This is a genomic window from Nocardioides humi, from assembly GCF_006494775.1.
Classification (GTDB): Bacteria; Actinomycetota; Actinomycetes; order Propionibacteriales; family Nocardioidaceae; genus Nocardioides; species Nocardioides humi.
The window spans coordinates 4,818,016-4,842,988 of the sequence record NZ_CP041146.1; the positions used below are offsets into that span (position 1 = coordinate 4,818,016).

General features: G+C 73.5%; 22 protein-coding genes. 9 read left to right on the forward strand and 13 right to left on the reverse strand.

Features of this window, described 5'->3' with window-relative positions:
• Positions 1 to 41 precede the first annotated feature (41 nt).
• Positions 42 to 1,241, forward strand: coding sequence for an acyl-CoA dehydrogenase family protein (locus FIV44_RS23295; protein ID WP_141006528.1), 1,200 nt, complete (start codon positions 42 to 44; stop codon positions 1,239 to 1,241).
• On the opposite strand, the gene FIV44_RS23300 is transcribed toward FIV44_RS23295, so the two are convergent.
• The 5 genes from FIV44_RS23300 to FIV44_RS23320 are packed head-to-tail and all read right to left on the reverse strand — an operon-like array spanning position 1,207 to position 5,618.
• Positions 1,207 to 2,346 carry a hypothetical protein gene (locus tag FIV44_RS23300; RefSeq protein ID WP_141006529.1) on the reverse strand — a complete coding sequence of 380 codons (1,140 nt, stop codon included), beginning with the start codon at positions 2,344 to 2,346 and terminating at the stop codon, positions 1,207 to 1,209. The two genes, FIV44_RS23295 and FIV44_RS23300, sit on opposite strands and share 35 nt — an antisense overlap.
• Positions 2,322 to 2,921 (reverse strand): Maf family protein, encoded by a 600-nt coding sequence (locus FIV44_RS23305; RefSeq protein WP_141006530.1) that lies wholly within the window; start codon positions 2,919 to 2,921, stop codon positions 2,322 to 2,324. Before FIV44_RS23305 ends, FIV44_RS23300 begins: the two co-directional genes overlap by 25 nt.
• 9 nt (positions 2,922 to 2,930) lie before the next feature.
• Positions 2,931 to 3,611: an IclR family transcriptional regulator gene (locus tag FIV44_RS23310; protein WP_219996148.1), complete on the reverse strand. Its 681-nt coding sequence runs from the start codon at positions 3,609 to 3,611 to the stop codon at positions 2,931 to 2,933.
• Between the two features lie 25 nt (positions 3,612 to 3,636).
• On the reverse strand, positions 3,637 to 4,842 hold the full coding sequence (gene fahA, locus FIV44_RS23315) for a fumarylacetoacetase (RefSeq protein ID WP_141008027.1): 1,206 nt from the start codon (positions 4,840 to 4,842) through the stop codon (positions 3,637 to 3,639).
• On the reverse strand, positions 4,839 to 5,618 hold the full coding sequence (locus FIV44_RS23320; protein WP_181410782.1) for a hypothetical protein: 780 nt from the start codon (positions 5,616 to 5,618) through the stop codon (positions 4,839 to 4,841). The genes fahA and FIV44_RS23320 overlap by 4 nt, the downstream gene beginning before the upstream one ends.
• Before the next feature lie 169 nt (positions 5,619 to 5,787).
• Between FIV44_RS23320 and FIV44_RS23325 the strand changes: the two genes are divergently transcribed.
• Positions 5,788 to 6,972, forward strand: a complete 1,185-nt coding sequence (locus tag FIV44_RS23325; RefSeq protein WP_141006532.1) for a homogentisate 1,2-dioxygenase — start codon at positions 5,788 to 5,790, stop codon at positions 6,970 to 6,972.
• A 5-nt stretch (positions 6,973 to 6,977) separates the two neighbouring features.
• Here the strand turns inward: FIV44_RS23325 and FIV44_RS23330 are convergent, their stop codons facing one another.
• From FIV44_RS23330 to FIV44_RS23340, 3 genes are read right to left on the reverse strand one after another with little or no spacing between them, the layout of a single operon-like run.
• Complete coding sequence (locus FIV44_RS23330) at positions 6,978 to 8,024, reverse strand: DNA glycosylase AlkZ-like family protein (protein WP_246086573.1); 1,047 nt, start codon at positions 8,022 to 8,024, stop codon at positions 6,978 to 6,980.
• 11 nt (positions 8,025 to 8,035) lie between these two features.
• Positions 8,036 to 9,706, reverse strand: a complete 1,671-nt coding sequence (locus tag FIV44_RS23335) for a DUF885 domain-containing protein (RefSeq protein ID WP_141006534.1) — start codon at positions 9,704 to 9,706, stop codon at positions 8,036 to 8,038.
• Between the two features lie 10 nt (positions 9,707 to 9,716).
• Complete coding sequence (locus tag FIV44_RS23340; RefSeq protein ID WP_141006535.1) at positions 9,717 to 10,682, reverse strand: helix-turn-helix transcriptional regulator; 966 nt, start codon at positions 10,680 to 10,682, stop codon at positions 9,717 to 9,719.
• A gap of 54 nt (positions 10,683 to 10,736) precedes the next feature.
• Between FIV44_RS23340 and FIV44_RS23345 the strand changes: the two genes are divergently transcribed.
• Positions 10,737 to 11,849, forward strand: coding sequence for an epoxide hydrolase family protein (locus FIV44_RS23345; RefSeq protein ID WP_141006536.1), 1,113 nt, complete (start codon positions 10,737 to 10,739; stop codon positions 11,847 to 11,849).
• A gap of 39 nt (positions 11,850 to 11,888) precedes the next feature.
• Here the strand turns inward: FIV44_RS23345 and FIV44_RS23350 are convergent, their stop codons facing one another.
• The 3 genes from FIV44_RS23350 to FIV44_RS23360 form a co-directional block, all read right to left on the reverse strand.
• Positions 11,889 to 12,611, reverse strand: a complete 723-nt coding sequence (locus FIV44_RS23350) for a maleylpyruvate isomerase family mycothiol-dependent enzyme (protein WP_141006537.1) — start codon at positions 12,609 to 12,611, stop codon at positions 11,889 to 11,891.
• Complete coding sequence (locus FIV44_RS23355; protein WP_141006538.1) at positions 12,523 to 15,039, reverse strand: AfsR/SARP family transcriptional regulator; 2,517 nt, start codon at positions 15,037 to 15,039, stop codon at positions 12,523 to 12,525. Before FIV44_RS23355 ends, FIV44_RS23350 begins: the two co-directional genes overlap by 89 nt.
• A gap of 75 nt (positions 15,040 to 15,114) precedes the next feature.
• On the reverse strand, positions 15,115 to 18,903 hold the full coding sequence (locus FIV44_RS23360) for a hypothetical protein (RefSeq protein WP_141006539.1): 3,789 nt from the start codon (positions 18,901 to 18,903) through the stop codon (positions 15,115 to 15,117).
• A 155-nt stretch (positions 18,904 to 19,058) separates the two neighbouring features.
• On the opposite strand from FIV44_RS23360, the gene FIV44_RS23365 reads away from it, so the two are divergent.
• The 6 genes from FIV44_RS23365 to purE all read left to right on the forward strand — a co-directional run bounded on the left by FIV44_RS23365 (position 19,059) and on the right by purE (position 23,632).
• On the forward strand, positions 19,059 to 19,886 hold the full coding sequence (locus FIV44_RS23365) for a biotin--[acetyl-CoA-carboxylase] ligase (protein WP_246086574.1): 828 nt from the start codon (positions 19,059 to 19,061) through the stop codon (positions 19,884 to 19,886).
• Between the two features lie 42 nt (positions 19,887 to 19,928).
• Positions 19,929 to 20,450, forward strand: coding sequence for a PH domain-containing protein (locus FIV44_RS23370; RefSeq protein WP_141006540.1), 522 nt, complete (start codon positions 19,929 to 19,931; stop codon positions 20,448 to 20,450).
• On the forward strand, positions 20,443 to 21,399 hold the full coding sequence (locus FIV44_RS23375) for an adenylate/guanylate cyclase domain-containing protein (protein ID WP_141006541.1): 957 nt from the start codon (positions 20,443 to 20,445) through the stop codon (positions 21,397 to 21,399). Before FIV44_RS23370 ends, FIV44_RS23375 begins: the two co-directional genes overlap by 8 nt.
• A 112-nt stretch (positions 21,400 to 21,511) precedes the next feature.
• A complete protein-coding gene (locus FIV44_RS23380; protein WP_141006542.1) occupies positions 21,512 to 21,838 on the forward strand; it encodes a winged helix-turn-helix domain-containing protein in 327 nt (108 codons plus the stop codon).
• 27 nt (positions 21,839 to 21,865) lie between these two features.
• Entirely contained in the window at positions 21,866 to 23,053 is a 1,188-nt protein-coding gene (locus FIV44_RS23385) for a 5-(carboxyamino)imidazole ribonucleotide synthase (protein ID WP_181410783.1), read from the forward strand.
• Between the two features lie 90 nt (positions 23,054 to 23,143).
• Complete coding sequence (purE, locus tag FIV44_RS23390; protein WP_141006543.1) at positions 23,144 to 23,632, forward strand: 5-(carboxyamino)imidazole ribonucleotide mutase; 489 nt, start codon at positions 23,144 to 23,146, stop codon at positions 23,630 to 23,632.
• 113 nt (positions 23,633 to 23,745) lie between these two features.
• Here purE and FIV44_RS23395 read toward each other — a convergent pair whose 3' ends face one another.
• Positions 23,746 to 24,180 carry a CoA-binding protein gene (locus tag FIV44_RS23395; RefSeq protein ID WP_219996150.1) on the reverse strand — a complete coding sequence of 145 codons (435 nt, stop codon included), beginning with the start codon at positions 24,178 to 24,180 and terminating at the stop codon, positions 23,746 to 23,748.
• Entirely contained in the window at positions 24,177 to 24,884 is a 708-nt protein-coding gene (locus FIV44_RS23400; RefSeq protein ID WP_141006544.1) for a TetR/AcrR family transcriptional regulator, read from the reverse strand. The genes FIV44_RS23395 and FIV44_RS23400 overlap by 4 nt, the downstream gene beginning before the upstream one ends.
• Between the last annotated feature and the right edge of the window lie 89 nt (positions 24,885 to 24,973).

Consider the following 24,973-nt stretch of genomic DNA (forward strand, 5'->3'; position numbering starts at 1 on the left):
GAGGTTAACAAACGTTAACCTCGTGGCCTAGGATGGGCGCCATGACCCAGTTCGAGCTGTCGCGCGAGCACGAGGAGTTCCGTCGTACCGTCCGGGACTTCGCCGAGGCCACCATCCGCCCGCACGTCGCGGAGTGGGACCGGGCGCACCACTTCCCGACCGACGTGGTCCAGCGGATGGGCGAGCTGGGGCTGTTCGGCCTCACCGCTCCGGAGGAGTACGGCGGCGCGGGGATCGACCCGGAGGACGGCCCGTTCACGTCGCTGTGCCTGGCGATCGAGGAGCTCGGCCGGGTCGACCAGTCGATGGGCATCACCCTCGAGGCCGGCGTCGGCCTCGGCATCAACCCGATCCTCACCTACGGCACCGACGAGCAGAAGAAGACCTGGCTGCCCGACCTCGTCGCCGGGCGGCGACTCGCCGGCTTCGGCCTCACCGAGCCGGGCGCGGGATCCGACGCGGGCGCCACGAGGACCCGGGCCGAGCTCGAGAACGGCGAGTGGATCGTCAACGGGTCCAAGCAGTTCATCACCAACTCCGGCTCCGACATCACCAGCCTGGTCACCGTCACCGCGCGCACCGGCGTCTCGGACGCGGGCCGGCCGGAGATCTCCGCGATCATCGTCCCCGCGGGCACGCCCGGCTTCGTGGCGGAGCCGGCGTACGACAAGCTCGGCTGGAACATCTCCGACACCCATCCGCTCACCTTCACCGACGTCCGGGTGCCCGAGTCCCACCTCGTGGGCGAGCGCGGCCGCGGCTACGCGCAGTTCCTCGCCATCCTCGACGACGGCCGGGTCGCGATCGCCGCCCTCGCCGTCGGCCTGATCCAGGCGTGCGTCGACCTGTGCGTGGAGTACTCCCTCGACCGGCAGACCATGGGCGGCCCGATCGGCCGCAAGCAGGGCGTCGCCTTCCAGATCGCCGACCTCGAGGTCATGCTGCACGCCTCGCGGATGCTGACCTACCGCGCCGCCGCCATGAAGGACGCCATGCTCGGCGGCCGCGGCCCGTCGACGAGGGACTTCAAGCAGGCCGCGTCGGTCGCCAAGCTCTACACGAGCGAGTCGGCGGTGACCGCGACCCGGATCGCGACCCAGGTCTTCGGCGGCTACGGCTTCATGGAGGAGTACGCCGTGGCGCGGTTCTACCGCGACGCCAAGATCCTCGAGATCGGCGAGGGGACCTCCGAGGTGCAGCGGATGCTCATCGCCCGCGGACTCGGGCTCCCCGTCGAGTAGGACGCCTCCGCCGCCGGGCGCGCCGGGCCCGTACGACGAGGGCCGCCGCGACGAGCGCGAGCGCGACGCCTGCGCCGATCCAGGCCGCCGGAGACGGGTCCTGCGTGTCCTCGGCGGTGTCGTCGGGGGCCGGCTGCGCGGGCGGGGAGTCCGCCAGGGAGCCGTAGTCGGGGACCCCGTCGCCCGCCGTGCCGTCGACCGCGAGGCTCAAGGTGACCTCCGTCGCCGGGGACTCGGCCGGCAGGTCGACCAGCACGTAGCGCACGCCCGCGAGGGAGGCGCCGCTGCGCGTGGGGTCGAACGAGTCCCGGTGGAGATAGGACGTGACGTACGACTGCGCCCGGCCCGGACCGCTGGACGCGACGTCCGCGCCGAGGAGCGGTCCGAGGATCGTGACGGTCGCCTCCGGGCTCCCGTCGACCTGGGCCCGCAGGGACTGGTCCCAGTCGAGCGGTACGGCGACCAGCGCCGTGCGTCCCGGGCGGACCGCGAACGCATGGCTGCCGGGCCCGAGGACCGGCGCGTCGGCGGGCGTCGTACCCGGCGTGACGGCGTCCGGCTCCGGCTCGGCGTCGAGCGGTGTCCAGGTGGGGGCGGGCGGCTCGCGCAGCAGGTCGAAGGAGTACGACGAGAGCGGCGGCTCCTCGTGGACGAGCAGCACCGCGTCCCGGCCCCGGTCGGCGGGGTCGCTGGGCACGCCGACGGTGACGTGGAGCTCGTCGGCGGTGCCGCACGGGTGGTCGGGCTCGTCGGTCCAGGTCGACGCGGTCGTGTACAGCAGGGGCGCGGGCTCGCCGAGGGTAGGGCGGAACACGGCGCCGCTGCCGCAGCCGGTGCCCGTGGGGGTGGTGCCGATGGTCAGGCGGACGCCCTCGCCGACCGAGTCGCCGGCACCGACGTACCAGAGCGCGACGTGGAAGGTGCTGCCCGGCGCGGTCCGCTCGAGGCGGTAGCTGTCGGGGGCGTCGGTCGGCAGGGCGATCGGGCGGCTGTCCGTCGCCACCGCCCGCGGGTCGGCCCGCGCCGTGGCCGGCGCAAGGACGAGCAGCGGCAGCGCCAGCGCAGCCGCGGCCAGGCGGCTCAGCCGGCCCAGAGGTCGGTCCACCGGTGCCCGAGCTCCCGGACCATCCCGCGCAGCAGCGGCAGGCTGACCCCGACGACGTTGTGGTGGTCGCCATCGATCCGGGTCACGAACCCGCCGCCGAGGCCGTCCACCGTGAACGCGCCCGCCACGTGCAGCGGCTCGCCGGTCGCGACGTAGGCGGTGATCTCGTCGTCGGTCAGGTCGGCGAAGTGCACGGTCGTGGACGCGGTCGCCGCGAGCCGGTGCCCGTTCGCCCGGTCGTGCAGGCAGTGACCGGTGTGCAGCACGCCCGAGCGCCCGCGCATGGCGCGCCAGCGGCGCTCGGCGTCGCCGGCGTCGTCGGGCTTGCCGAGGGCCGCGCCGTCGAGCTCGAGCACCGAGTCGCAGCCGAGGACCAGCCCGTCGGCGGGCAGCTCGTCGCGCTCGGCCACCGCCGCGCACTTGAGCTCGGCCAGCCGGAGCGCCAGCTCGGCCGGCGGCACCCCGGCGACCTGGGACTCGTCGACGCCCGAGACGACGACCTGCGGGTCGAGGCCCGCGCTGCGGAGGGTCGCCAGGCGTGCGGGAGAGGCGGACGCGAGCACGAGGGTCGGCACCCGGTCACCCTAGCCAGCGCCGGGTCGGGCCAGGGCGCCGGTGATCGTCGCGACCGCCCGGCGGACCGGCTCCACGGCGGAGGCGAGCAGCTCGGGCCGCGAGGTGACGACGTTGACGGCGGCGAGGACGTGCCAGCCGGGCAGGGGAGCGGCGATGCCGTAGGCGCCGGGGTTGAGCTCGGCCTCGGTGGTGACGTGCCCGGCGGCCCGTACGTCGGCGACCCGGGCGGGCTCGCCGGGTCGCGGCGGCCCGGACGCGAGCGCCGCGAGGCCGCCGGCGCCCCTGTCGAGCGGGTCGCGGTTGCCGAGCCGGTAGGAGAAGCGGGGACCGTCGGTGGGCGGCTCGGCGACCACCGTGGTCACGGCGGCGTCGCCGCTGATCTCGACCAGGCTGGCGGTCGCGTCGATCTCCAGGGCGAGCTGGTGCAGCACCGGCTCGGCCACGTCGCGCAGCCGCGGGCGGCTGTGCTCGGCGAGCTCGGCGGTGGCTGGGCCGACGGTGTAGCGGCCCTCGTCGTCGCGGGCGGCGAAGCCGGTGCGATGCAGGGACACGAGCAGCCGGTAGGTGATCGAGCGGTGCATCCCGCAGGCGGTGGCGGCCTCGGCGACGGTCAGGCCCTCGGGGTGGCGGCCGAGCTCGACGAGCACCGCGAGACCACGTTCGAGGGTCTGCGAACCCGACTCCGACACGTGTCCCTCCTCGGCCTCGACCCGCTCAGACGGTCGGCAGGATCCTGCCACGGACCTCGCCGAGGCCGATCCGGCCGCGGGCGCCGGGCGCGGTGTAGCGCAGCACGACCTCGTCGCCGTCCTCGAGGAAGGTGCGCTCCTCCCCGCCGGCGACGAACGGTTCGCGCCCGCCCCACGACAGCTCGAGGAAGGAGCCGCGCTGCTCCCGCTCCGGGCCGCTGATCGTGCCGGAGGCGTAGAGGTCGCCGACCCGCAGCGACGCGCCGTTCACGGTGAGGTGGGCGAGCATCTGGGCGGGCGACCAGTACATGGTGCGGTACGGCGGGCGCGCGACCACGGTGCCGTTCAGCTCGACCTCGACCTCGATGTCGTAGCCCGCCGGCCCGTCCTCCTGCAGGTAGGGCAGGACCGGGACGTCTTGGCCCGGCAGCGGGACCCGGGCGGGCTCCAGCGCGGCCAGCGGGGTGACCCACGCGCTGATCGAGGTCGCGAACGACTTCGCCAGGTTGGGCCCGAGCGGGACGTACTCCCAGGCCTGGATGTCGCGTGCGGACCAGTCGTTGACGCCGGCGACGCCGAAGACGGTGTCGGCGAACTCGGCCGTCGCGACACGGGTGCCGAGCGGCACGCCGCGGCCGACGACGAAGCCGAGCTCGGCCTCGATGTCGAGTCGCCGGCTCGGGCCGTACGCCGGCGCCGCGTCGTCGGGCGCCTTGCGCTGCCCGGCGGGGCGGTGGATGGCGGTGCCGGAGACGACGATCGACCCGGCGCGGCCGTGGTAGCCGACCGGGAGGTGCTTCCAGTTCGGGAGCAGCGCCTCGCCGTCGGGCCGGAAGATCCGGCCCACATTGGTGGCGTGGTGCTCGGAGGCGTAGTAGTCGACGTAGTCGGCGACCTCGAACGGCAGCCGGCAGGCGACGTCGGCGAGCGGCAGCAGGGTGACCCGGTCGCGGTGGGCGGGGTCGGTGAGCAGGTCGCCCACCCAGGACCGCACCTCGGCCCAGGTCGCGGGGCCCGCCGCGAGCAGCGGGTTGAGCGCGGCGACGTCGAGCAGGCCGGCCCACTCCGGTCGCAGGTCGCGGGCGGCGGCACCGAGGTCGAGCACCAGGTCCCCGATGCGGACGCCGAGCCGGGCGGGCGCCTCGCCGGTGGTCACGACGGCGTAGGGCAGGTTGTCGACGTCGTACAGGCTGCCGGCGGCTCCCGGGACCCAGGTCTGCTGGTCGGTCATGGCGTGTGCTCCTTGCGCGGTGATGGTGTCGGTGGGGGTCGGCGCCAGCAGGTCGAGGGCGACCAGGTCGTCGTAGGGCTCGGCGACGCTGCACGAGCCGTAGGAGGCGAAGGTCGCGCGCGCGGCGGCGATGTCGGGGTGGCGCGCACGGCGTCCGCCAGGGCGGCGGCGTCGCGCTCGGCGAGCGTCATGACCAGGCTCGCGTGGTCGGCGCCCGCGCGGGCGCGGGCGGTCGCGAGCAGGATGTTGAGGTAGCCGTGGTGCTCGAAGCCGGTCGCCCCGCCGGTGTGGCGCACGGCGTTGTGCAGGCCGGCGGTGCACTTGAAGGGCAGGTCGCGGGCGACGGCGGCGGCGATCCAGGTCGCGACCTCGTCCGCGGTGGGGAAGGCCGCGGCCTCGGTGCCGCCGGTGCGGAGCTTCAGGCGCAGCCCGTGCGCGGCGACGGCGTCGAGGACGACGGGCCAGGCGGGGTCTCCCGGCCGAGGCACCTCGACGTAGGTGACGACCCCCGCGGGCGCGGCGGCGGCGATCGCGGCGACCTGCTCGGCCGGCGTGCCCGCGCCGCCGAGCTTCACCTCCAGGCCGGCGAGCACGACGCCGGCCGCGGCGGCCCGGGCGGCGACGCCGGCCACCTCCTCCGGCGCCGGGACGACGACGCTGACCGCGATCCCGGACGCGTCGAGCGCGGCGAGGTCGTCGAGCCGGGCCGTGTCCACGACGAGGGGGCCGACCAGGTCGGCGTACGCGGTCGCGGGGTGGGCGCCGTGGGCGCGCACCGCCTCCGGCAGCGGCGCCAGCCCCGGGGGAAGATCGCGGCGTCGTCGACGAGGTGCTGGAAGGCGGTGGGGATGGACACGCGCCCACTGTAGCGGCTAGTGTCCGTAATGAGAACATCATGCGTTCGCATATAGAACAGCGAAGGCGGAGCGCAACGGGAGGGTGACGATGGCGTACTACCGGCAGGTCGGCGAGGTCCCGCAGAAGCGGCACACCCAGTTCCGCGACCCCGGCGGCAGGCTCTACTACGAGGAGCTGATGGGCGAGGAGGGCTTCTCCTCCGACTCCTCGCTGCTCTACCACCGCGGCGTCCCGTCCGCGATCACCTCCGCCGAGACCTGGGAGCTGCCCGACCAGACCCGGGTGCCCAACCACCCCCTCAAGCCGCGGCACCTGCGCCTGCACGAGCTGACCACCGGCACCGACCCGGTCACCGACCGCCGGCTCGTGCTCGGCAACGCCGACGTGCGGATCTCCTACGTCGTCACCGGCGGCGCCGAGGCCGGTGCGTCGCCGCTGTACCGCAACGCCATCGGCGACGAGTGCGTGTACGTCGAGGCCGGCTCCGGCACCGTGGAGACCGTCTTCGGCGTGCTGCCCTACCGCGCCGGCGACTACGTCGTCGTCCCCCGCGCGACCACCCACCGCTGGGTGCCCGCCGAGCCGTCGCGCCTCTACGCCATCGAGGCCAACAGCCACATCGCCCCGCCCAAGCGCTACCTGTCCCGCTACGGGCAGCTGCTCGAGCACGCGCCGTACTGCGAGCGCGACCTGCACGGACCCACCGCCGTCCACCTCGAGGAGGGCACCGACGTCGAGGTCCTGGTCAAGCACCGCGTCGGCGGCCAGGTCGTCGGCACCCGCTACGCCTACGCGACCCACCCGTTCGACGTGGTCGGCTGGGACGGCTGCCTCTACCCCTACACCTTCAACATCGACGACTACATGCCGATCACCGGCAAGATCCATCAGCCGCCGCCGGTGCACCAGGTCTTCGAGGGCCACAACTTCGTGATCTGCAACTTCCTGCCGCGCAAGGTCGACTACCACCCGCTCGCCGTGCCCGTGCCCTACTACCACTCCAATGTCGACTCCGACGAGGTCATGTTCTACGTCGCCGGCGACTACGAGGCCCGCAAGGGCTCGGGCATCGGCCTCGGCTCGATCAGCCTGCACCCCGGCGGCCACGCCCACGGCCCGCAGCCCCAGGCCATCGAGGCGTCCCTGGGCGCGGAGTACTTCGAGGAGTCCGCCGTCATGGTCGACACCTTCGCCCCGCTCGACCTCGGCGAGGGCGGCCTGGCCGTCGAGGACCCGGCGTACGCCTGGACCTGGGCCCGCGCGCTGGACTGAGGACACTAGCCGCGCACGACCTCCAGGCCCAGCCAGTCGCCGAGCGCCGTCAGCTCCGCGTCGACGGCGTCGCCCACCTCCGGCGGCCACGGGAGGTCCTCGTGGACCGCGTGCACCCGGAGCAGCCCGGCCCTGCGGTCGGCCTTGGCGTCGAGCTTCCCGACCAGCCGGTCGTCGTGGAGGATCGGGAGGGCGAAGTAGCCCCAGCGGCGCGATGCGGCGGGCTTGTACATCTCCAGGACGTACGCGAAGTCGAACAGCTCCAGGGCCCGGTCGCGGTCGTGCACCAGCCGGTCGAACGGGGAGAGGAAGGCGCAGCGGCCCGCGAAGGGCTCGTCGCGCGAGGCGAGGGCGCCGGGGTCGACGCGCCACTCGCCGTCGGTGCCGTCGATCGCCACGACCTCGCCGGGCCCGGTCCGGGCGATCCCCAGGGCGGCGAGCTCGCGCCGGTCGAGGGCGGCCCGCGCCTCGTCGTACGGCGGGACGTCGAGGTCGGTCGGGTAGACCCGCTCGGGCAGGTCGTAGACCCGCAGCCGGCCGCGGCGCCCGCTGATCGCGACGTCGCCCGTCAGGGTCAGCACCTCGAGGAGTCGGTTGACGTTCTTGTCGTTGTTCCAGCCGCTGGAGGCCCACGGCACCTGGCAGGTGTCCGGGATCTCGGCCGCGGTCCGCGGTCCCTCGGCGTCGAGCCGGTCCAGGACGTCGGCGCGGAACCCCTGGTTGGCGGCCAGCCAGTCGTGGATCGTGGGGTGCAGGTCGTGGGGCGCCACCGCGAGCAGGTGGCCGATGTCGTCCATCGGCCGCACGTACGACGACAGCTCGGCCAGCGAGCGCTCCGTCTCCAGCGCGAAGGTCAGGTCGGAGTGGGCGTAGCCGTCGCCGAGCCGCGACCACAGCACCAGGTCGACGCTCGGCGCGACGGCGGCCGTCGGGTCGACCTGGAGCAGGGTGAGCTCGTCGACGACCTCCGCCACCGAGCGGCCGCGCCGAGCGTCGAGCAGCTGGGCCCGGACCGCGATCCGCCGGGCCTGCGCCCGGTCGAGCCGGAGCACGGGCACCCCGTTCAGAGGCGCGCGAGCGCGGCCCGCAGCGGGTCGAGGCCGAGCCCGCCGAGGTCGAGCGCCGCGGTGTGGAAGGCCTTGAGGTCGAACGCCGCACCGTGGCGGGCCTGCGCGGCGGCGCGGGCGTCGAGCCAGATCCGCTCGCCCACCTTGTACGACGGCGCCTGGCCCGGCCAGCCGAGGTAGCGGTTGACCTCGAAGCGCAGCGAGCCGTCGTCCATCCGGGAGTGCCCGCGCATGAACTCGTAGGCGAGGTCGGCGTCCCAGGTCTCGCCGGCCCGCCAGCCGAACGGGTTGTCGGCCGGGACCTGCAGGCCCAGGTGGACACCGATGTCGACGACGACCCGCGCGGCCCGGAAGCCCTGCATGTCGAGGAACCCGAGCCGGTCACCCGGATCGGCGAAGTAGCCGAGCTCGTCCATCAGCCGCTCGGCGTACAGCGCCCAGCCCTCGCCGTGGCCGCTGACCCAGCACAGCAGCCGCTGCCAGCGGTTGAGCAGGTCGGCGCGGTGCACGGCCTGCGCGCACTGCAGGTGGTGGCCCGGCACGCCCTCGTGGAACACCGTCGTCGTCTCGCGCCAGGTGGAGTAGCGCTCGTGCTCGTCGGTGAAGGAGAACCACATCGTGCCGGGGCGGGAGAAGTCCTCCGAGGGAGGCGTGTACCAGGCGCCGCCGTCGTTGATCGGCGCGACCCGGCACTGCAGGGTGCGGATCGGCTCGGCGATGTCGAAGTGGAGGCCGTCGAAGTCGGCGAGGATCGTGTCGGAGCGCTCCTGCATCCAGGCCTGGAACGCCTCGCGGCTGCCGCAGTCGCGGGCCGGGTCGGCGTCGAGCGCGGCCACGGCGTCGGCGACCGAGCCGCCGGGGACGATGCGCTGGGCGGTCGCCGCCATGTCGTCCTCGATCCGCTTGAGCTCCTCCCAGCCCCAGCGGTAGGTCTCCTCGAGGTCGATCGTCGCGCCGAGGAAGTAGCGGGACGCGAGCGCGTAGTGGTCGCGGCCGACGCCGTCGACCTCCCGGCCCCGCGGCAGCAGGTCGGTCTCGACGAAGCGCCCGAACTCGGCGTACGCCGCCGAGGCGCTCGCCGCGGCCTCCGTCAGCGCCGCGCGGACCGGCTCCGGCGCCTCGGCCACCACGCCGGCGAAGTAGTCGCCCGCCGCGCCCTCCTGCCCGGTCCAGCCGCGCACCTGGCCGGCCACCTCGGCGTACTGCCGCCGCGCCGCGACCCGCCCGGCGGCCGCCTCCTCGAGCAGCGTGGTGCGGTAGCCGTCGAGCGCGGCCGGGACCGCGGCAAGCCGCGACCCGATCGCCTCCCACTGCTCGGTCGTCTCGGTCGGCATCAGGTCGAACACCTCGCGGACGGCGTGGATCGCGCTCGAGATCACCGAGAACTCGCCGCGCTCGACCCCCGCGTCCGCCCGCTCGACCGTCAGCCCGACCCGCTCCAGGAAGGCCGCCTTCGCGACCTCCTCGCGCTCGTCGGCCGCGTCGAGGGCGGTCACCTCGGCCAGCGCCCGCCGGTGCAGCTCCTCGGTCGCGGCGAAGCCGTCGGGGGAGAGGTCGGGCAGCTCGCCGTCGTGGCCCGGGATGCCGGCGTACGTCGCCGTCAGCGGGTCGAGCGCGGCGAGGTCCTCGACGAAGCGGTCGGTGCGGGCGTCCACGAGTCGCGTCATGGCTGAGACCCTAGGAGGTGCTGCCGACAACCGCACCGGCATAACGCTCCGCCAGCACCCGCAGGTGCTCGACCAGCGCGGCCGGCGACTCGACGGTGAAGTCGAGCCCGAGCATGCCGATCCACACGGCCACGATCTCCAGGCTGTCGCCGCCGGTCACGAGCACCGAGCGACCGTCCGCCCGGGGCTCCACGACGCCGACCGCGGGGTTGATCCGGGCGAGCACGTCCTCGGCGGGGGCGTCGACGACGAGCCGTGCGTGCACCGCCCAGCCGGTGCGGGCGACCTCGCGTACGACGAGCTCGGTGAGGTCACCGGGCAGGGGAGCGGGCCGGAACGAGCGGCCGCCGGGGATGCGGAGGGCGAGCCAGTCGACCCGGTACGGCGCCCACGCGCCGGTCGCGGGCGAACGGCCGACCACGAACCACCGCCGCTGCCAGGCGACCAGCCGGTACGGCTCGAGCTCGACCCGCTCCTCCTCGGCCCCGTAGAAGGCGCGCAGGCCGCGGTGGTCGCGGATGGCGTCGGCGATCTCGGCGAGCACGCCGGCGTCGACCTCCGGGTCGTCGACGTTGGAGTCGGTGTTGACCGGGCCGGCCTCGGTGGCGTCGCGCAGCGCGGTGACCCGGCGGCGCAGCCGGTCGGGGAGCACGTGCTCGAGCTTGGTCAGCGCCCGGCCGCCGCTCTCCTCGAAGCCGGCGACGCCGGTGAGCGTGCGCAGGCCGACCGCGACGGCGACCGCCTCCTCGTCGTCCAGCAGCAGCGGCGGGAGCTTGGCGCCGGCGCCGAGCCGGTAGTGGCCGGTGCGTCCGCGCACCCCGTCGACCGGATAGCCGAGCTCGCGCAGCCGGGTCACGTCGTTGCGCACGGTCCGCTCGGTCACGCCGAGCCGGGCGGCCAGCTCCGGAGCGGTCCACTCGACCCTCGACTGGAGCAGGCCGAGCAGCTCGAGGACCCGTCCCGACGTATTTCTCACGGACCCGATTAAACAGGAAAGAAAGGTTCCGCAATGGCTCCTAACGTCCGTGCCATGAACCAGATCACGCCCTTCACCATCGACATCGCGCAGACCGACCTCGACGACCTCCGCGCCCGCCTCGACCGCACCCGCTTCGCCCCCGCCGTCCCCGGCGACTCGTGGGACTACGGCACCCCGGCGGCCTACCTCCAGGACATGGTCGAGCGCTGGAAGGACTTCGACTGGCGCGCGGTCGAGGCCCGCCTCGACGCCTACGACGGCTTCGTCACCGACATCGACGGCCAGCGGATCCACTTCCTCCACGTCCGCTCGAAGCACGCCGACGCCACGCCCCTGCTGCTCGCCCACGCCTACCCCGGATCGCAGCTCGACTTCCTCGACATGATCGAGCCGCTCGTCGACCCCGAGGCCCACGGCGGCACCGCCGACCAGGCCTTCCACCTCGTGATCCCGTCGATGCCGGGCTTCGGCTTCTCGGCCCCGGTGGTCGACACCGGCTGGACGATGAAGCGCGTCGCGGCGGCGTACGACGTGCTGATGGGCCGCCTCGGCTACGACGAGTACGGCATCCACGGCAGCGACGCCGGCGCGCTGGTCGGCCGGGAGCTCGCGGTCGCGAACCCCGAGGGCTTCCGCGGCGCGCACGTGCTGCACCTGTTCTCCTTCCCCAGCGGCGACCCGGCGGAGTTCGAGGGCTTCGGCCCGAAGGAGTACGCCGCGCTCGAGCACATGCAGTGGTTCCAGTCGGTCGGCGGCTACAACCAGATGAACGGCACCCGCCCGCAGACCGTCGCCGCCGGCCTCGCCGACTCGCCGGTCGCGGTGCTCGCCTACAGCGAGCTGTTCGAGAGCTTCGGCAACGGCACCAGCCTGGTCTCGCCCGAGCAGGTCCTCGCCCAGGCGACCCTCTACTGGCTGACCAACACCTACGGCTCGGCCGCCCGCTACCACTACGAGGAGCAGCACGCCGGTGCCGAGCCGGTCGTCAGCACCGGCCGGATCGGCGTCGCGGTCTTCAAGGACGACTTCCAGACCATCCGCTCGCTCGCCGAGCGCGACAACGCCGGCATCGCGCACTGGTCGGAGTTCCCGCGGGGCGGGCACTTCGCCGCGATGGAGGTGCCCGAGGACGTCGTCGCCGACCTGCGGGTCTTCTTCTCGTGACGGCCGGTTCTCGTGACGGCCTTGCTTCCCCGGTCCCGGTCAGGGGCCGGGGAAGTAGGCCTTGAAGCGCTCGGCGTGCTCGGCCTCGCCCCGCACCTGCAGCCGGTTCGCGCCGATCCGCCCGGACGCGAACAGCACCACGTCCTGCGCACTGCCCGTCAGGGTGGTCGCCGCCCGCCGGCCGTCGGGCACGCTCTGCTGCCAGGCACCCGCCGCGCCGTCCTCGGTGCCGTTGGTGCTCAGCCGGATGCCGTCGCCGAGGCCGACCAGATCGATGACGACTTCGCCGACAGGAGCGGTCGAGGCGAGCAGGTCGAGCATCGGGCCGATGACGACCGCGCAGGCGCTCAGCTCGTCGGCGCTCAGAGGCGGATCCTCGCCGGTCAGTGCGTGGTCGAGGTCGGCGGAGTGGACAGCCGCCTCGAAGGCGAACAGCGGCGCGGCGTACGCGAAGGGCACGGTGCCGGCGGGAAGGACGACGGCCGCCGCCGGGTCGACCTGGAGACCCGCCGCCTGCTCGAACGCCGTGACCGCCTCGACGAGCGAGGGCGAGACCGGGTCCGCGGCGGGCAGGCCGGCGACCGCCCGGACGGCAGCCGCCTCCATGGCCGCGCCCCAGGCGACGTGGTCGACGAGATCGCCGACGGACCAGCCGGTCAGCCGAGTCGGCAGGTCAGGGTCCGCCGTGCGCGCTCGCTCCGCGAGTCGCCGGTACGCCGCGCTCGCCGCCGCCATCGCCGCCAACGCCGTCAGGTCCGCCACCGCTGTCTCCCGTCTGTCGTCCGAGGATCCCCAGGAAGTGCGCCCCGTCGCCGAGCACGGCCGCACCCGCGCCGAGGACCTGATTCTGGCCGACGCCGGGCCGGATCAGCTCGGCCAGGCGCTCGCGGGCGGCGGCGTCGCCGTACTCCGCGACGGCCTCGGCGACCAGGCAGGCGCAGAACGTCTGGATGCCGGAGAAGGGCCGCGACAGCGCGAAGCGCCGGGCCGACCAGGGCACCAGGATCCGCTGCGCAGCGGCGCGGTCGCCCGTCGCGTGCGCCACAGTGAGGGCGGCCGCGCGCCACGGCTCGAAGGCCTGGTCGTGGTCGAAGCGTGCCAGGATGTCGGCGGCGCGCTCCGGCGTACGACGCCCGAGCGCGAGCAGGATCGACTGGAAGCCGTGGACGCGGGGCGTGTCGTCGTAGCCGTCGCGCTCGCCCGCCTCGCGGAAGTCCTCGATCAGCACCTCGGCCTCGTCGTGGCGGCCTGCGGCGTGCGCGAGCGCGGCTCGCCACATCGGGACCTTGCAGCGGTGCAGCACGTTGCCCTGCACGTCCGCGAGGTGCTCGATGCGCCCCACGACCTGCTCGGCCTCGTCCGCGCGGCGGGCCCGCATCAGCTCGGGGACCCAGGCGGCGAGCGCGTCCAGCTCGAGCTCGTCGGCGTCGGCGGCGCTGGCCACCGCGGCCGCCTCCCGCGCCAGCTCGAACCGCTCGGCGGCGCCGGTCACCGGGTCGTGGGCGGCGACGCCGCGCAGGAGGGTGCGGGCGAGGGTCTCCGGGTCGGCGGAGTCGCGCGCCCTCGTCACCGCCGCGTCGATGAGCCCGAGGGCCCGGTCGCCGCGGCCCGCGAACGTGAGCGCCTGGGCGAGCGACGCCAGCAGTTCGACGTAGGCCGGATGCTCGGCGTCGACGACCCGCAGGGCGTGCTCCAGAAGCTCGATGGACGGATCGCGGGCCCCGGTCCGCGGGCGCCGGGCGTGCAGGGAGCACTCTTCGTGCGCGAGGGCGGAGCGGATCAGGACCTCCGGGGGGACGCCCGGCACCTCCGCCGCCGCACGGAAGGCGGTCATCGCGTCGTCGAGGTCGCCGGACCGGTGCAGTGCGTCGCCCACGGTGAGCAGCAGTCCTGCCCGGTCCAGCCTGGTCGCACGGTCGCGGGTGAGGTGCGTGGAGTTGGTCAGGGCGCGGCGGGCATGGCGGACCGCGGCGGCGTACTGGGCGCGGGACATCGACACCTGCGCGATTCGCCGGTCTACCTCGACGGCCCGCAGCGCGGTCGAGGTGTCGAGGGATGCGGCCGCGGCCAGGTGGTCGGCCGCGCGGCGCATCAGGTCGTGCTCGCCGCCCTGCGCCAGGAGGCCCTCGCCCAGCCGCCGGTGCAGGGCGAGCGCCTCGCCCGGCGGCACCAGATCGACGACCCGCTCGCGGACGCCGACATCGGCGAAACGCACGCCGTCGTCGGTGCGTACGACGATGCCGGCCGCCAACGCCGGTGCGAGGGCGTCGGCCAGGGCCGGGCCGTCGATGGCCAGCGCGTGTGCTGTCCGTGCGGTGTCCAGGGTCGTGTCCAGGCCGGCGTCGGACAGGGCGGCGGCTTGGAGTACCCGCTGCGTCAGCCTGGGCAGCTCGGCGATCCGATCCGCCCAGCCCGTGGCCAGTGCCGCCGTCGAGCCCGGCACCCGCTCGGGGAGCGGGCCCAGCGCCGGCTCCTGACGGAGGATCTGCTGGCGCAGCAGTTGCGATGCCGGGCCGAGGTCGAGTCCGAGGTCCGCGCGCAGCCGCGCCTCGAGGCCGGAGAGCACCTCGAGCGCGGCGACCTGGTCGCCGCGACCGTAGTGGGCCCGGGCGAGAACCCTGTGAACCGGCTCGTTCCACGGCTCGGCCTCCACGACGGCGACCGCCTCGGGCACGACCCGCTCGTAGGCGCCGGTCTCGCACAGCATCTCGAGCAGATCGAGGTGAACCGTCGCTCGGGCGGTCTCGAGCTCGGCCCGGCGCCCGCGGACGCAGTCGTCGTCGGCCAGTGCGGCGAACGCCGGCCCCCGCCACAGCGCCAGCGACTGCTGGGCCAGCTCGATGCCGGTCCCGAGATCGCCGCGGCCGCGCGCCGCGCGTGCGGCCGCGGCGATCTCCTCGAACTCCAGGGCGTCGATCTCGCCGGGACCGAGGAGCAGGGTGTAGCCGGCGGCGCCGTACACGATGCGGTGCGCGCCCAGCGTCCTGCGCCAGCGAGAGATGTGCGCCTGGAGACTGTTGTCGCGTGGCCGCTCCCCGCTCGGCCACACCAGGGCGGCGAGTCGCGCCGGCGATACCGGCCGATTGGCCTCGGCGGCGAGGACCGCCAGCACGCGCCGTGCGATCTCGCCTGCCGGCACCGCTCCCGGTACGCCGGTGACGCCGACTGAGCCCAGGACGGTGACGCGCATCGTGGTCCATCCTGCCGCACCCGGCGGCCTTCGGGAGGGAGGCGACGCAACGGCTCGGTGCTGGGACGGCCATGCTCAGCGCTTGACACGCACCGCCTTCGACGTCGCGACGGCCTTGGTGTGGCCGGGCCGGTTGACGACGATCTTGACGAAGATCCTCTGCCGTCGGTCTCCCGGACGGATCCGGTAGGCTCGCTGCTTTCCGGCCTTGCCCTTCACCTTCTTGCCGTTGACGAACCATGTGTACTTGATCGTGGTCGGAGTCGGTGACCACACGCCCGTCGTCGCCTTCAGCTTCGTGCCGACCTGCTTCTTGCCCTTGATCTTGGGCTTCTCGAGCATCGTGAAGGTGGTGGCCGTCGCCGAGCCGTTCGAGCCTGGGTCGGTGGCGTCGGGCTCGGTCGGGTCGTCGGGGTCGCCGGGCGTGGAGTCGGCGGTCAGGCTGAAGCGTCGGGTTGCGGAAGCGCCGGTGATGAGCGCGTCGTCGATGCCGCGCACCTCGAAGATGTAGTCGTCGTTCTCCAGGGGTGTGGCGGGAGTGTGGCTGTTCCCGCCGGTCCCGGAGGAGCACGGCCCGAAGGCGGGCGCGGTCGTGCCTTCGGCGAAGACCCGGCACGCCACGGTCGTCCCGGACTCCTCCTCGCCCGTGGTGAAGGTGAAGGTCGGCCGCGTCGACGTGGTGGTCGTGGCGGGACCGGACACGATCGTGGTCACCGGCCCGTCACCGGTCAGCGCGCTGCGCGCCAACTCCAATCGGTCCAGTGTGGACTCGATGAAGGCCGCCCCGAGCGGACGTCGAGCCTGCCCGTCGGCGGGCACCACGTGCTCACGCAGCAACTGCTCGAGTCGATCCACGCGTTCCTCGCCGGCCGCACGCAGCGTTGCCGGCACGTCCTGGGACCGGTACTGCGCGGCGACCGCGTCCCAGATCTGGCTCAGGTGCCCGGCGCCGGCGTCGTCCAGCAGCCGGGTGGTCCCGTCGAGCAGGCGCTCCAACGGATCCGTGCTGCTCGAGGCCGTGTCGAGCCCGCCTTCGAGCAGGCCGCGCAGCTCGGCGTCCACAGTCAGGCCGGCCGGCAGGCCGAGCTCGACGTAGCTGCTCAGCGCCTTGCGGGCCGCGCTCAGCGCTCGGGACGCCTCGGAGAGATCCTGATCCGCGCCGCCGGGCTCCAGCAGGTCGAGGATGTGACCGACCGCCACCTGCTGGCGTCCGCGCAGCCAGTCGGTGACCATGCCGGTGATGTACGACTCGTCCTGATCCCGGACCTGGGCGGACCAGGCGTAGCCGAGCTTGGTGCGGATCTCGTCCCACTCGTGCCCGGCCTTGGCCACGGCGTGGTTCGCGACGAGATCGCAGTTGTCGGTGCCGTCCTCGTCGAAGTCGCAGATGTTCACCTTGTCCGCGTCGGTGTAGGTCCCGGTGGCGGTGGCCACCGTCCCGCCGGCGTTCCTCGCCTCCACCTGGACACGCACGCGCAGTTGGGCGAAGCGCTGCACGACGATGGGCGTCCTCGGGTTCGTCTCCGGCCTGTCCTCGAAGTTGACCCACTCGGCCGTGGTGCTGCAGACCCGGAGGCTGAGCAGGCCGGCGTTGAGCGCCAGGCCGAGCTGGTTGGGCATGGTGCTGGTGTACGGCGTGCCCGCCGCGAACGCCTTGCCGCTCAGGCCCGAGACCGGGCCGCAGCTGATCGCCGGCAGATTCGGCAGGTCCGCGGCGGCGTACGACTGGCGCGGTCCCTTCCAGAGGTCGAAGCTGGTGACCTGGTCCGCGATCCAGTCCTCCAGCGCGGCCTCGACGCCCGTGGAGAGCTCCCCCCAGGCCTCTCGGTAGTGCTGGGTGGCCGCGTTCAGCACGGTGCTGCCGGTCGCCGCGGCCGTGTCGTTCTCGGCGATCACGGCCAAGGTGTCCCGGAGCCGCTCGCCCTCGGCGATGATGGCGTCCAGTCGGCCCAGGTTGCGGGGCTCGCTGTGGAAGTGGCGGGGATGCTCGGTGATCACCCGGCCGAACGCGCGGGCAGCGCTGCCCCAGTCGCTGGGGTTGACCACCGTGCTGCCACCGAGCGGCGAGGGAAGCTCGTAGACCTCCTTGGTGAAGCGCCTCAGGTAGTCCACGTTCGTGTCCAGGCCCTTGTCCAGCTCCTCGAGGAGATCCGCGGGACGGAAGCTCCGGTTCGCGCCAAGAGCGATCTCGTCCTTGGCATGTTCGGTGGCCCAGGTGAAGAACTGGTTGGTGCTGGTGTCGTACAGATCCGAGCTCATCGTCTGCTTGCCGACCGCCAGGTTGATGGCCTCCTTCTGCGTCCGGCGCTGGTCGGCGTTGAAGAGCGCGAACACCCGGTCCTCCAGACGCGCCAGGTTGGCCCGCTGCACCTCCAGCCGGTCGAAGATCTCAGCCACGTTCTGCTCATTGGCGACCAGCTTGGCCAGCACCTCGCTGACCCCCGTGGTCAGCGCCGTGTAGATCTGCTCCAGGGCGGCGTCGATCCGGTCGAAGCGCTCGTGCATCTGCTCGCCCAGCTTCTCCAGCTGCTTGCCCAGGTTCTCCAGCGCGACCTTGACCGGGTCCGGCTTCGGCTTCGATCCCGGGCCGCCGAAGAGCTTCTCCAGGCCCTGCAGCGCCGAGAAGGCGTCGCCGACCAGCCCGATCCAGTTCCCGGTGTAGAAGTTGATCACGCCGTTGACGATGCTGCTACCGACCTCGATCAGCCCCTCGGCGATCGGCAGCACTGTGTCGGCGCCCTCCTTCATCGCCGCGGCGGCCTCGGGATCGAACTTGTCCAGGATGAAGGTGGCGAAGTCCACGACCGTCTTGGCGTCCTTGACGATCTTCTCGGCCTGTTTCAGCGGCTCCTTCAGCGCGTCCTTGGCGGCGTCCAGGTCCTCCTTCGCCTTCTTCTTCTCGGCGTCGGTCTTCGCCTCGTCGTACTTCTGCTGCGCCTCGGCCAGCTCGCTGAGCGCGTCGACGGCGGTCCCGGTCGCCTCGTCGGTCTGGCTCAGCGCCTCCGCCGCCAGTCCCTCGGACTGCGGCGCGGTCAGCGTCAGGCTGCCCTGCGCGGTGATCTTCGCCATCTGCTCGGTCAGGGGCGCCAGGTCGGGGTCGTTCTGGCGCTGCTGCAGGGAGGCGAGGATCTCCTCGGCGGTGCTGCCTGCCCACAGGTCGTCGCGAGCGGAGGCGAACTCGTCGTTGTCCTGGGCCAGGGCGTAGCTGCGCTGCAGCCGGTCGGCGGACTGCTGGAGACTGCGCGACCCGGTTCCCTGATCCAGGGTCGGGGTCATCGCGCTCGCGCCGACGCCGTTGTCGGACGTGGTGAGCTCGGACTTCACCTCCTTGCGCACCGCCCGCTTGGTCTCCGGCAGGACGTCCGTCTCCTCGATCGCCGAGGTCAGGAAGTGCAGCCGGGCCCCGTTGGTGTGGAGCCAGTCGGCGCAGATGTGGTCGCGCTTGCTCCACTCCACGTCCTCGGCCGGCTCGCTCCAGTGCTGGCAGTACTCGTAGGTGGCGGCGCCTTCGGCCTGAGGGGTCGCCAGCCGGCCCGTCTGTGCCTGCGACGCTGCCGCCGCCATCCCCGACTCCAGGATCCTGATCTGGCCGACCGCGTCGTCTGCGGACAGCCCGGGCCGCACGGCGTACAGCTCCTGCAACACGCCTTCGAGCACTCCGGCGGCGGGATCCGCGCTGACCCGGGCGACGTCACCGGCCACGAAGAGCGCCTCGTTGACCTCCGCTGCGCTCAACGTGATCTGGGAGTCGTCGGCAGCGGCAGGTGCCGTCTGCAGGAGCGCGATGGTGGTGAGCACCAGCGCGAGCGCGCTGATCACCGCCGTGGCGCCACGCCTGAGGTCGATGGGGACGGCGGCGGGCATGGTGGAACTCCTTCGGAGGGGCGGACGGGCGACCACGGCGACAGCCGAGGTCTGAGAGATCCTTGGCCAGGACGCTGACGGAGCGCTGACGGAGCGCTGACAGGAGCGACACCCCGGGGTTTCCTCACGGGGCAGACTGCGCCAAGGTAGAGCCCGTGACTTCCGGCTCCACTCCGACCCCCGACCGTGGACCGCTCGACGGCGACCGTCTCGCCGGCGCGTCCGACCTGACTCCCGACCTCACCTTCGAGCTGCTGCCGGAGGCGCCGTCGACCAACGAGATCGCGGCCGAGCGCGCCCGGGCCGGCGCGCACGAGGGGCTCGTGGTCGTCGCCGACCACCAGTCCTCCGGTCGCGGCCGCCTCGACCGGACCTGGCAGACGCCGCCCGGGACCGCGGTCACCTTCTCGCTGGTCCTGCGGCCCTCGGTGCCGCCGGCGTCCTGGCCCTGGCTGCCGCTGCTGGTCGGGCACAACGTGGCCAAGGCGATCACCGCGCTCGGCTACGACGCCCAGGTCAAGTGGCCCAACGACGTGCTCCTCGACGGCGACCGCAAGGTCGCGGGCATCCTCGTCGAGCGGGTCGAGACCCCGACCGGCCCCGCCGCCATCGTCGGCGTCGGCATCAACGTCGCCATGACCGCCGACGAGCTCCCCGTGCCCACCGCGACCAGCCTCGCGGTCGCCGGCCCCGGCGCGCCGGACCGCACCCAGGTGCTGCTCGGCGTCGTCGCCGCCGTGCGCGAGGGGTACGACGTCTGGCAGGCCGGCGGCGAGCAGGGCACCGCGCGCCTCGCGACGTCGTACCGCTCCCACTGCGCGACCCTCGGGCGCGACGTCCGGGTGGAGGTCCCCGGCGGCGGGGAGCTGCTCGGCCGCGCCACCGACATCGACGACGACGGCCGGCTCGTGGTCGAGACCGCCGACGGCACCGAGCGGGTCGGCGCCGGCGACGTGATCCACGTCCGGGCGGCGTCGGCCTGAACGTCCCCCCACGGATCGACGCTTTGGTGGGATGATCTGACCGTGGCCATCTCGAAGAAGCTGCTCAACCCCGGCGAGCGCCTCGTCATCAGCACCCGCCAGCACCCCAAGGCGCTGTTCGGGCCGATCCTCGCGCTCGTCGTGCTCCTCGCCGTGGGCGTCGTCGTCCAGGTCCGGCTCGACGGCGACGGCGCCCAGGGCGTGCTCAGGCTGATCGTGTGGGTGCTGGTCCTCCTCGGGGTGCTCTGGTTCACGGTGCGCCCGTTCCTGGTGTGGCTGACCACGGTGCACGCCTTCACCGACCGCCGGCTGATCACCCGCAAGGGCATCATCACCCGGACCGGTCACGACATCCCGCTGGCCCGGGTCAGCGACATCTCGATCGAGATCAACCTGACCGACCGCCTGTTCGGCTGCGGCAGCCTGCTGATCGCCGACGCCTCGACGTTCGGCCAGGTGCGGCTCAACGACATCCCCCACGTCGAGACCACGCAGCGCCAGCTCAACGAGCTGCTCCACCAGCTGCACAGCGGGCCGGCCACGCGCCGGGACGAAGGTGTCTGAGACCGGTCCCGAGCGGGCCTTCCTGGGGGAGACCCCCCAGCTCACCGCGGCCGAGGTCGCCGAGCAGGCGGGCCTGCCGCTCGACCAGGCGCGCCGGCTGTTCCGCACCCTCGGCTTCGCCGAGCACGGCGACGCGCGCGCCTACACCAGCGCCGACGTCGCGGCGATGCGGCTGATGACGCAGATCCTCGACGACGGCGTGGTCGACCTCGACGTCGCGCTCAACGTGACCCGCGGCGTCGGCATCACCATGGCCCGGCTCGCCGACTGGGAGGTCGGCGAGCTCGTGCAGCACGTCGCCGACGGCGTACCCGAGGGGGAGCCGGTCGACGACGCCGGCGCGTGGGTGCTGGCCCGGCTGGGGGAGCGGTTCGAGGGCCTGCTCGTCTACGCCTGGCGCCGGCACCTCGCCGCCGCCATCGCGCGGATGGAGTCGGTGCGCGCGCTCGACGACGACCCGCACACCACCGACCTCAGCGTCGGGTTCGCCGACATCGTCGGCTTCACCGCGCTCTCCAACGAGGTCTCCCGCGAGCGGATCGGCGAGCTGGTCGAGGTCTTCGAGGCTCGCTGCGGCGACGTCATCGCCCGCGAGCAGGGCCGGCTGATCAAGAGCATGGGCGACGCCGTCCTCTTCGTGAACGACGACCCGATGGCCGCCTTCACCACCGCCGAGGGGATCATCAACGTGATCGGCCGCGACCCCCGGATGCCCGACGTCCGGGTCGGCCTGGCCACCGGCGGCGTCGTGCTGCGGATGGGCGACGTCTTCGGGCCGCCGGTCAACCTCGCCGCCCGGCTGACCCAGGTCGCGCGCCGCAACCGGATCATCGTCGACCACGCCACCGCGGACCTGCTGCCGGGCGACCAGGTCGAGTCCCGCCCGCTGCCGGCCCGCCCGGTCCGCGGGTTCGGTGTGGTGGAACCTGTTGCAGTCCGCCGCGCGTGACCCCTCGGCGTACTGAAACCGCAGGTCCGGCGCCCTTTTTGCATCCCTTCTCTAGGCAAAATTCTCGCTGTTTCACGTCCGCGGGGCCGGGTGCTTCCTTACCTTGACCCCTGTGATCGAAGTGCAGGACGTCCGGGTCGACCCGTCGGCCCGGCGTACGTGGCGTGGGGACCGCGAGATCCTGTTGTCGCGCAAGGAGTTCGACCTGGTCCACGCGCTGATCGCGCGCGCCGGCTCGGTCGTCACCCGCGAGGAGCTGATGCGCGACGTGTGGGGCGTGACCTTCTGGACGTCGTCGAAGACCATCGACGTCCACCTGGGCTGGGTACGCCGCAAGCTCGGCGACGACACCCGGCAGCCCCGCCTGATCACCACGATCCGCGGCCAGGGCCTGCGCTTCGAGCTCGGCATGGTCGCCGACGCCACCAGTTCCGCGTAGGAGCCCGCGAGTTTGTAAGGTTCGGCCGTGCCGACGACCGAACCCGCGCCCCGGATCGCCGTGATCGGCGGTGGCCAGCTCGCCCGGATGATGGCCCAGCCGGCCGTCGCCCTCGGCGTACCGCTCCGGCTGCTCGCCGAGGCCGAGGGCGTCTCCGCCGCCCAGGTGATCCCGGACCAGCTGGTCGGCGACTACCACGACCTCGCCACGCTGCGCACCGTCACCGACGGCTGCTCGGTCGTCACCTTCGACCACGAGCACGTGCCGACCGAGCACCTGCGCGCCCTGGCCGCCGACGGCGTCACCGCCCACCCGGGTCCCGAGGCGCTCGTGCACGCCCAGGACAAGGTCGTCATGCGCGAGGCGATGAGCCGTCTCGGCGCCCCCCAGCCGCGCTGGGCCGTCGTCGAGACCGCCGCCGATGTCGAGGCGTTCGGCCTGCCGTGCGTCCTCAAGGTCTCCCGCGGCGGGTACGACGGCAAGGGGGTCTGGGTGGTCCGGACCCCCGACGACGCGACCGAGCCGCTCGCCGCGGCCGCCGCTGCCCGTGACCGCGGGGTGCGGCTGCTGGCCGAGGAGCTCGTCGACTTCCGCCGTGAGCTCTCCGCGCTCGTCGCGCGGGCGCCGAGCGGCCAGGCGGCGGCGTACCCCGTCGTCGCGACGCTCCAGGTCGACGGCGTGTGCCGCGAGGTGATCGCCCCGGCGCCCGACCTCGACCCCGGTGTCGCGACCGGCGCGCAGGAGCTCGCGCTGCGGATCGCCGGCGAGCTCGGCGTCACCGGCATCCTCGCCGTCGAGCTGTTCGAGGAGGTCGCCGCCGACGGCACCTCCCGGGTGCTGGTCAACGAGCTCGCCATGCGTCCCCACAACACCGGTCACTGGACCCAGGACGGCGCCGTCACCAGCCAGTTCGAGAACCACCTGCGCGCCGCCCTCGACCTCCCGCTCGGCTCGCCCGAGCCGCGCGCCCGCTGGACCGTGATGGTCAACATCCTCGGCGGCGACGACCCTGAGGTCGGGCGCCTGTACGACGGCTACCCCCACGCCCTCGCCCGCGACCCGCGGCTGCGGGTGCACCTGTACGGCAAGGACCTGCGCCCCGGTCGCAAGGTCGGCCACGTCAACGTCTACGGCGACGACCTCGACGACTGCCTGGAGCGCGCCCGGCACGCCGCGGCCTGGTTCCGCGGCGACCTCGGCGACGAGAGCGAGTGAGCTCCGGCTCCGCGGGGTCGTGTGCCTGAGAACCCGCATGTCCACGGTCCCAGGCACACGACCCCCGCAGGGCCCCCTAGGCTGCCGCCCATGACTGCGCGCGTGGGCATCGTGATGGGCTCCGACTCCGACTGGCCGGTGATGCAGGCCGCGGCGGAGGCGCTGCGGGAGTTCGGCATCGCCTACGAGGCGGACGTCGTCTCGGCGCACCGGATGCCGGAGGAGATGCTCGCCTACGGCAAGGAGGCGGCCGGTCGCGGCCTGTCGGTGATCATCGCCGGCGCCGGCGGGGCGGCCCACCTGCCGGGCATGCTCGCGGCGGTGACGCCGCTGCCGGTGATCGGGGTGCCGGTGCCGCTGAAGTACCTCGACGGCATGGACTCCCTGCTCTCGATCGTGCAGATGCCGGCGGGCGTGCCGGTGGCGACGGTGGCCATCGGCGGGGCGCGCAACGCCGGCCTGCTCGCCGTACGCATCCTCGGGGCGACGGACCCCGCGCTGCAGCGGCGGATGACCGACTTCCAGGCCGAGCTGAAGGCCGCCGCCGAGGCGAAGGGTGCCGTCGTCCGCGACCAGTAGCGCGGGGTGGGCGAGGAGTCGGTCGCGCTGTAACACGTTGTTCGCCCACCTGGCAGCCGCAAGACGTCGCGAAACCACCCCTGCAGGCGGCTGCCAGAGCAGCAATCAACGTGTTACAGCGCGACGCCCCGCCCGCCCCGGTTGCGCCACTCGATGGCCGGGCACGTGTCCATGACCATCGGCACGCCGGCCGCGCGGGTGCGCTCGAAGGCCGCCTCGTCGACCACGCCGAGCTGGAACCAGACGCCGCCGGCGCCGATCGCGACCGCCTCGTCGGCGAAGCGGCCGGCGTCCTCGGAGCGCCGGAACACGTCGACCACGTCGATGGGGAACGGCACGTCGGCGAGCGTCGCGTAGCCCTGCTCGCCGAGCACGACCGGGGCCGAGGGGTGGATCGGCACGATCCGCTTGCCGCGCTGCTGGAGCAGCGCGGCGATCCGGTACGCCGTCCGGTCCGGGTTGCCGGACAGGCCGACGACCGCCCAGGTCGTGGTGTCGTCGAGCATCCGGTCGATGACGTCGGGGTCGAGGTGCGCGGGCGTGCTCATGAGGACCCAAGGTCGGCGGCGTCGCCGTTCTTCCCGTGGGGCCCGCCGAGCGCCTCGCGGACCTGGCGCACGACCTGCTCGACGTCCTGCTCGCCGCCGGTGATCACGATGGTCGGCGCGCTCGCCGTCGCGGCCGGGCCGCGGAGCAGCGCGAGGGCGTGGCCGAGCGCCCGGTCGACCAGGGCCTCCGCGGTCGCGGCGTCGTCGACCTCGCCGCGCAGCCACTGGCGCAGCACGTGGTTGTGCCCGATCACGACCGCGGAGGCGACGAGCTCGGCGCGCAGCGGGCCGTCCGGCTCGGCGTCGAGCCAGCCGTGCACGTGCTGGGCGAAGAGCCGGACGTACCGCTGCACGCTGGCGATCTCGCGATCCCGGATCGCCGGCACCGTGCTGGCCAGCCGGTAGCGCGCGCGGGCGGTCGGGCCCTCGGCGAGGTAGTGCGCGAGGACGATCCCCGCGGCCTCGCGCAGCGCGACCTCGCGCCCGGCCGGCGACGCCGTCGCGAGCCGGCCGCCGACCCGGCCCAGCAGTGCCTCGTGGTCGGGCAGGACCACGTCCTCCTTGCCGCGGAAGTGGCGGAAGAAGGTGCTCCGCCCGGTCCCGGCGCGCGCGGCGATCTCGTCGACGGTGGTGGCGTCGTACCCCTTGCCCTCGAAGAGCTCGAAGGCGGCGGCGACGAGACGGTCGCGGGCGGTGGCGGGCACCGGTGCACCCTAACTCGACGGGACGGAGTCTCGCTAGTACGATACTGAGTACCAACCGAGTCCAGGAGAGCCGTCGTGAGCGACCACCC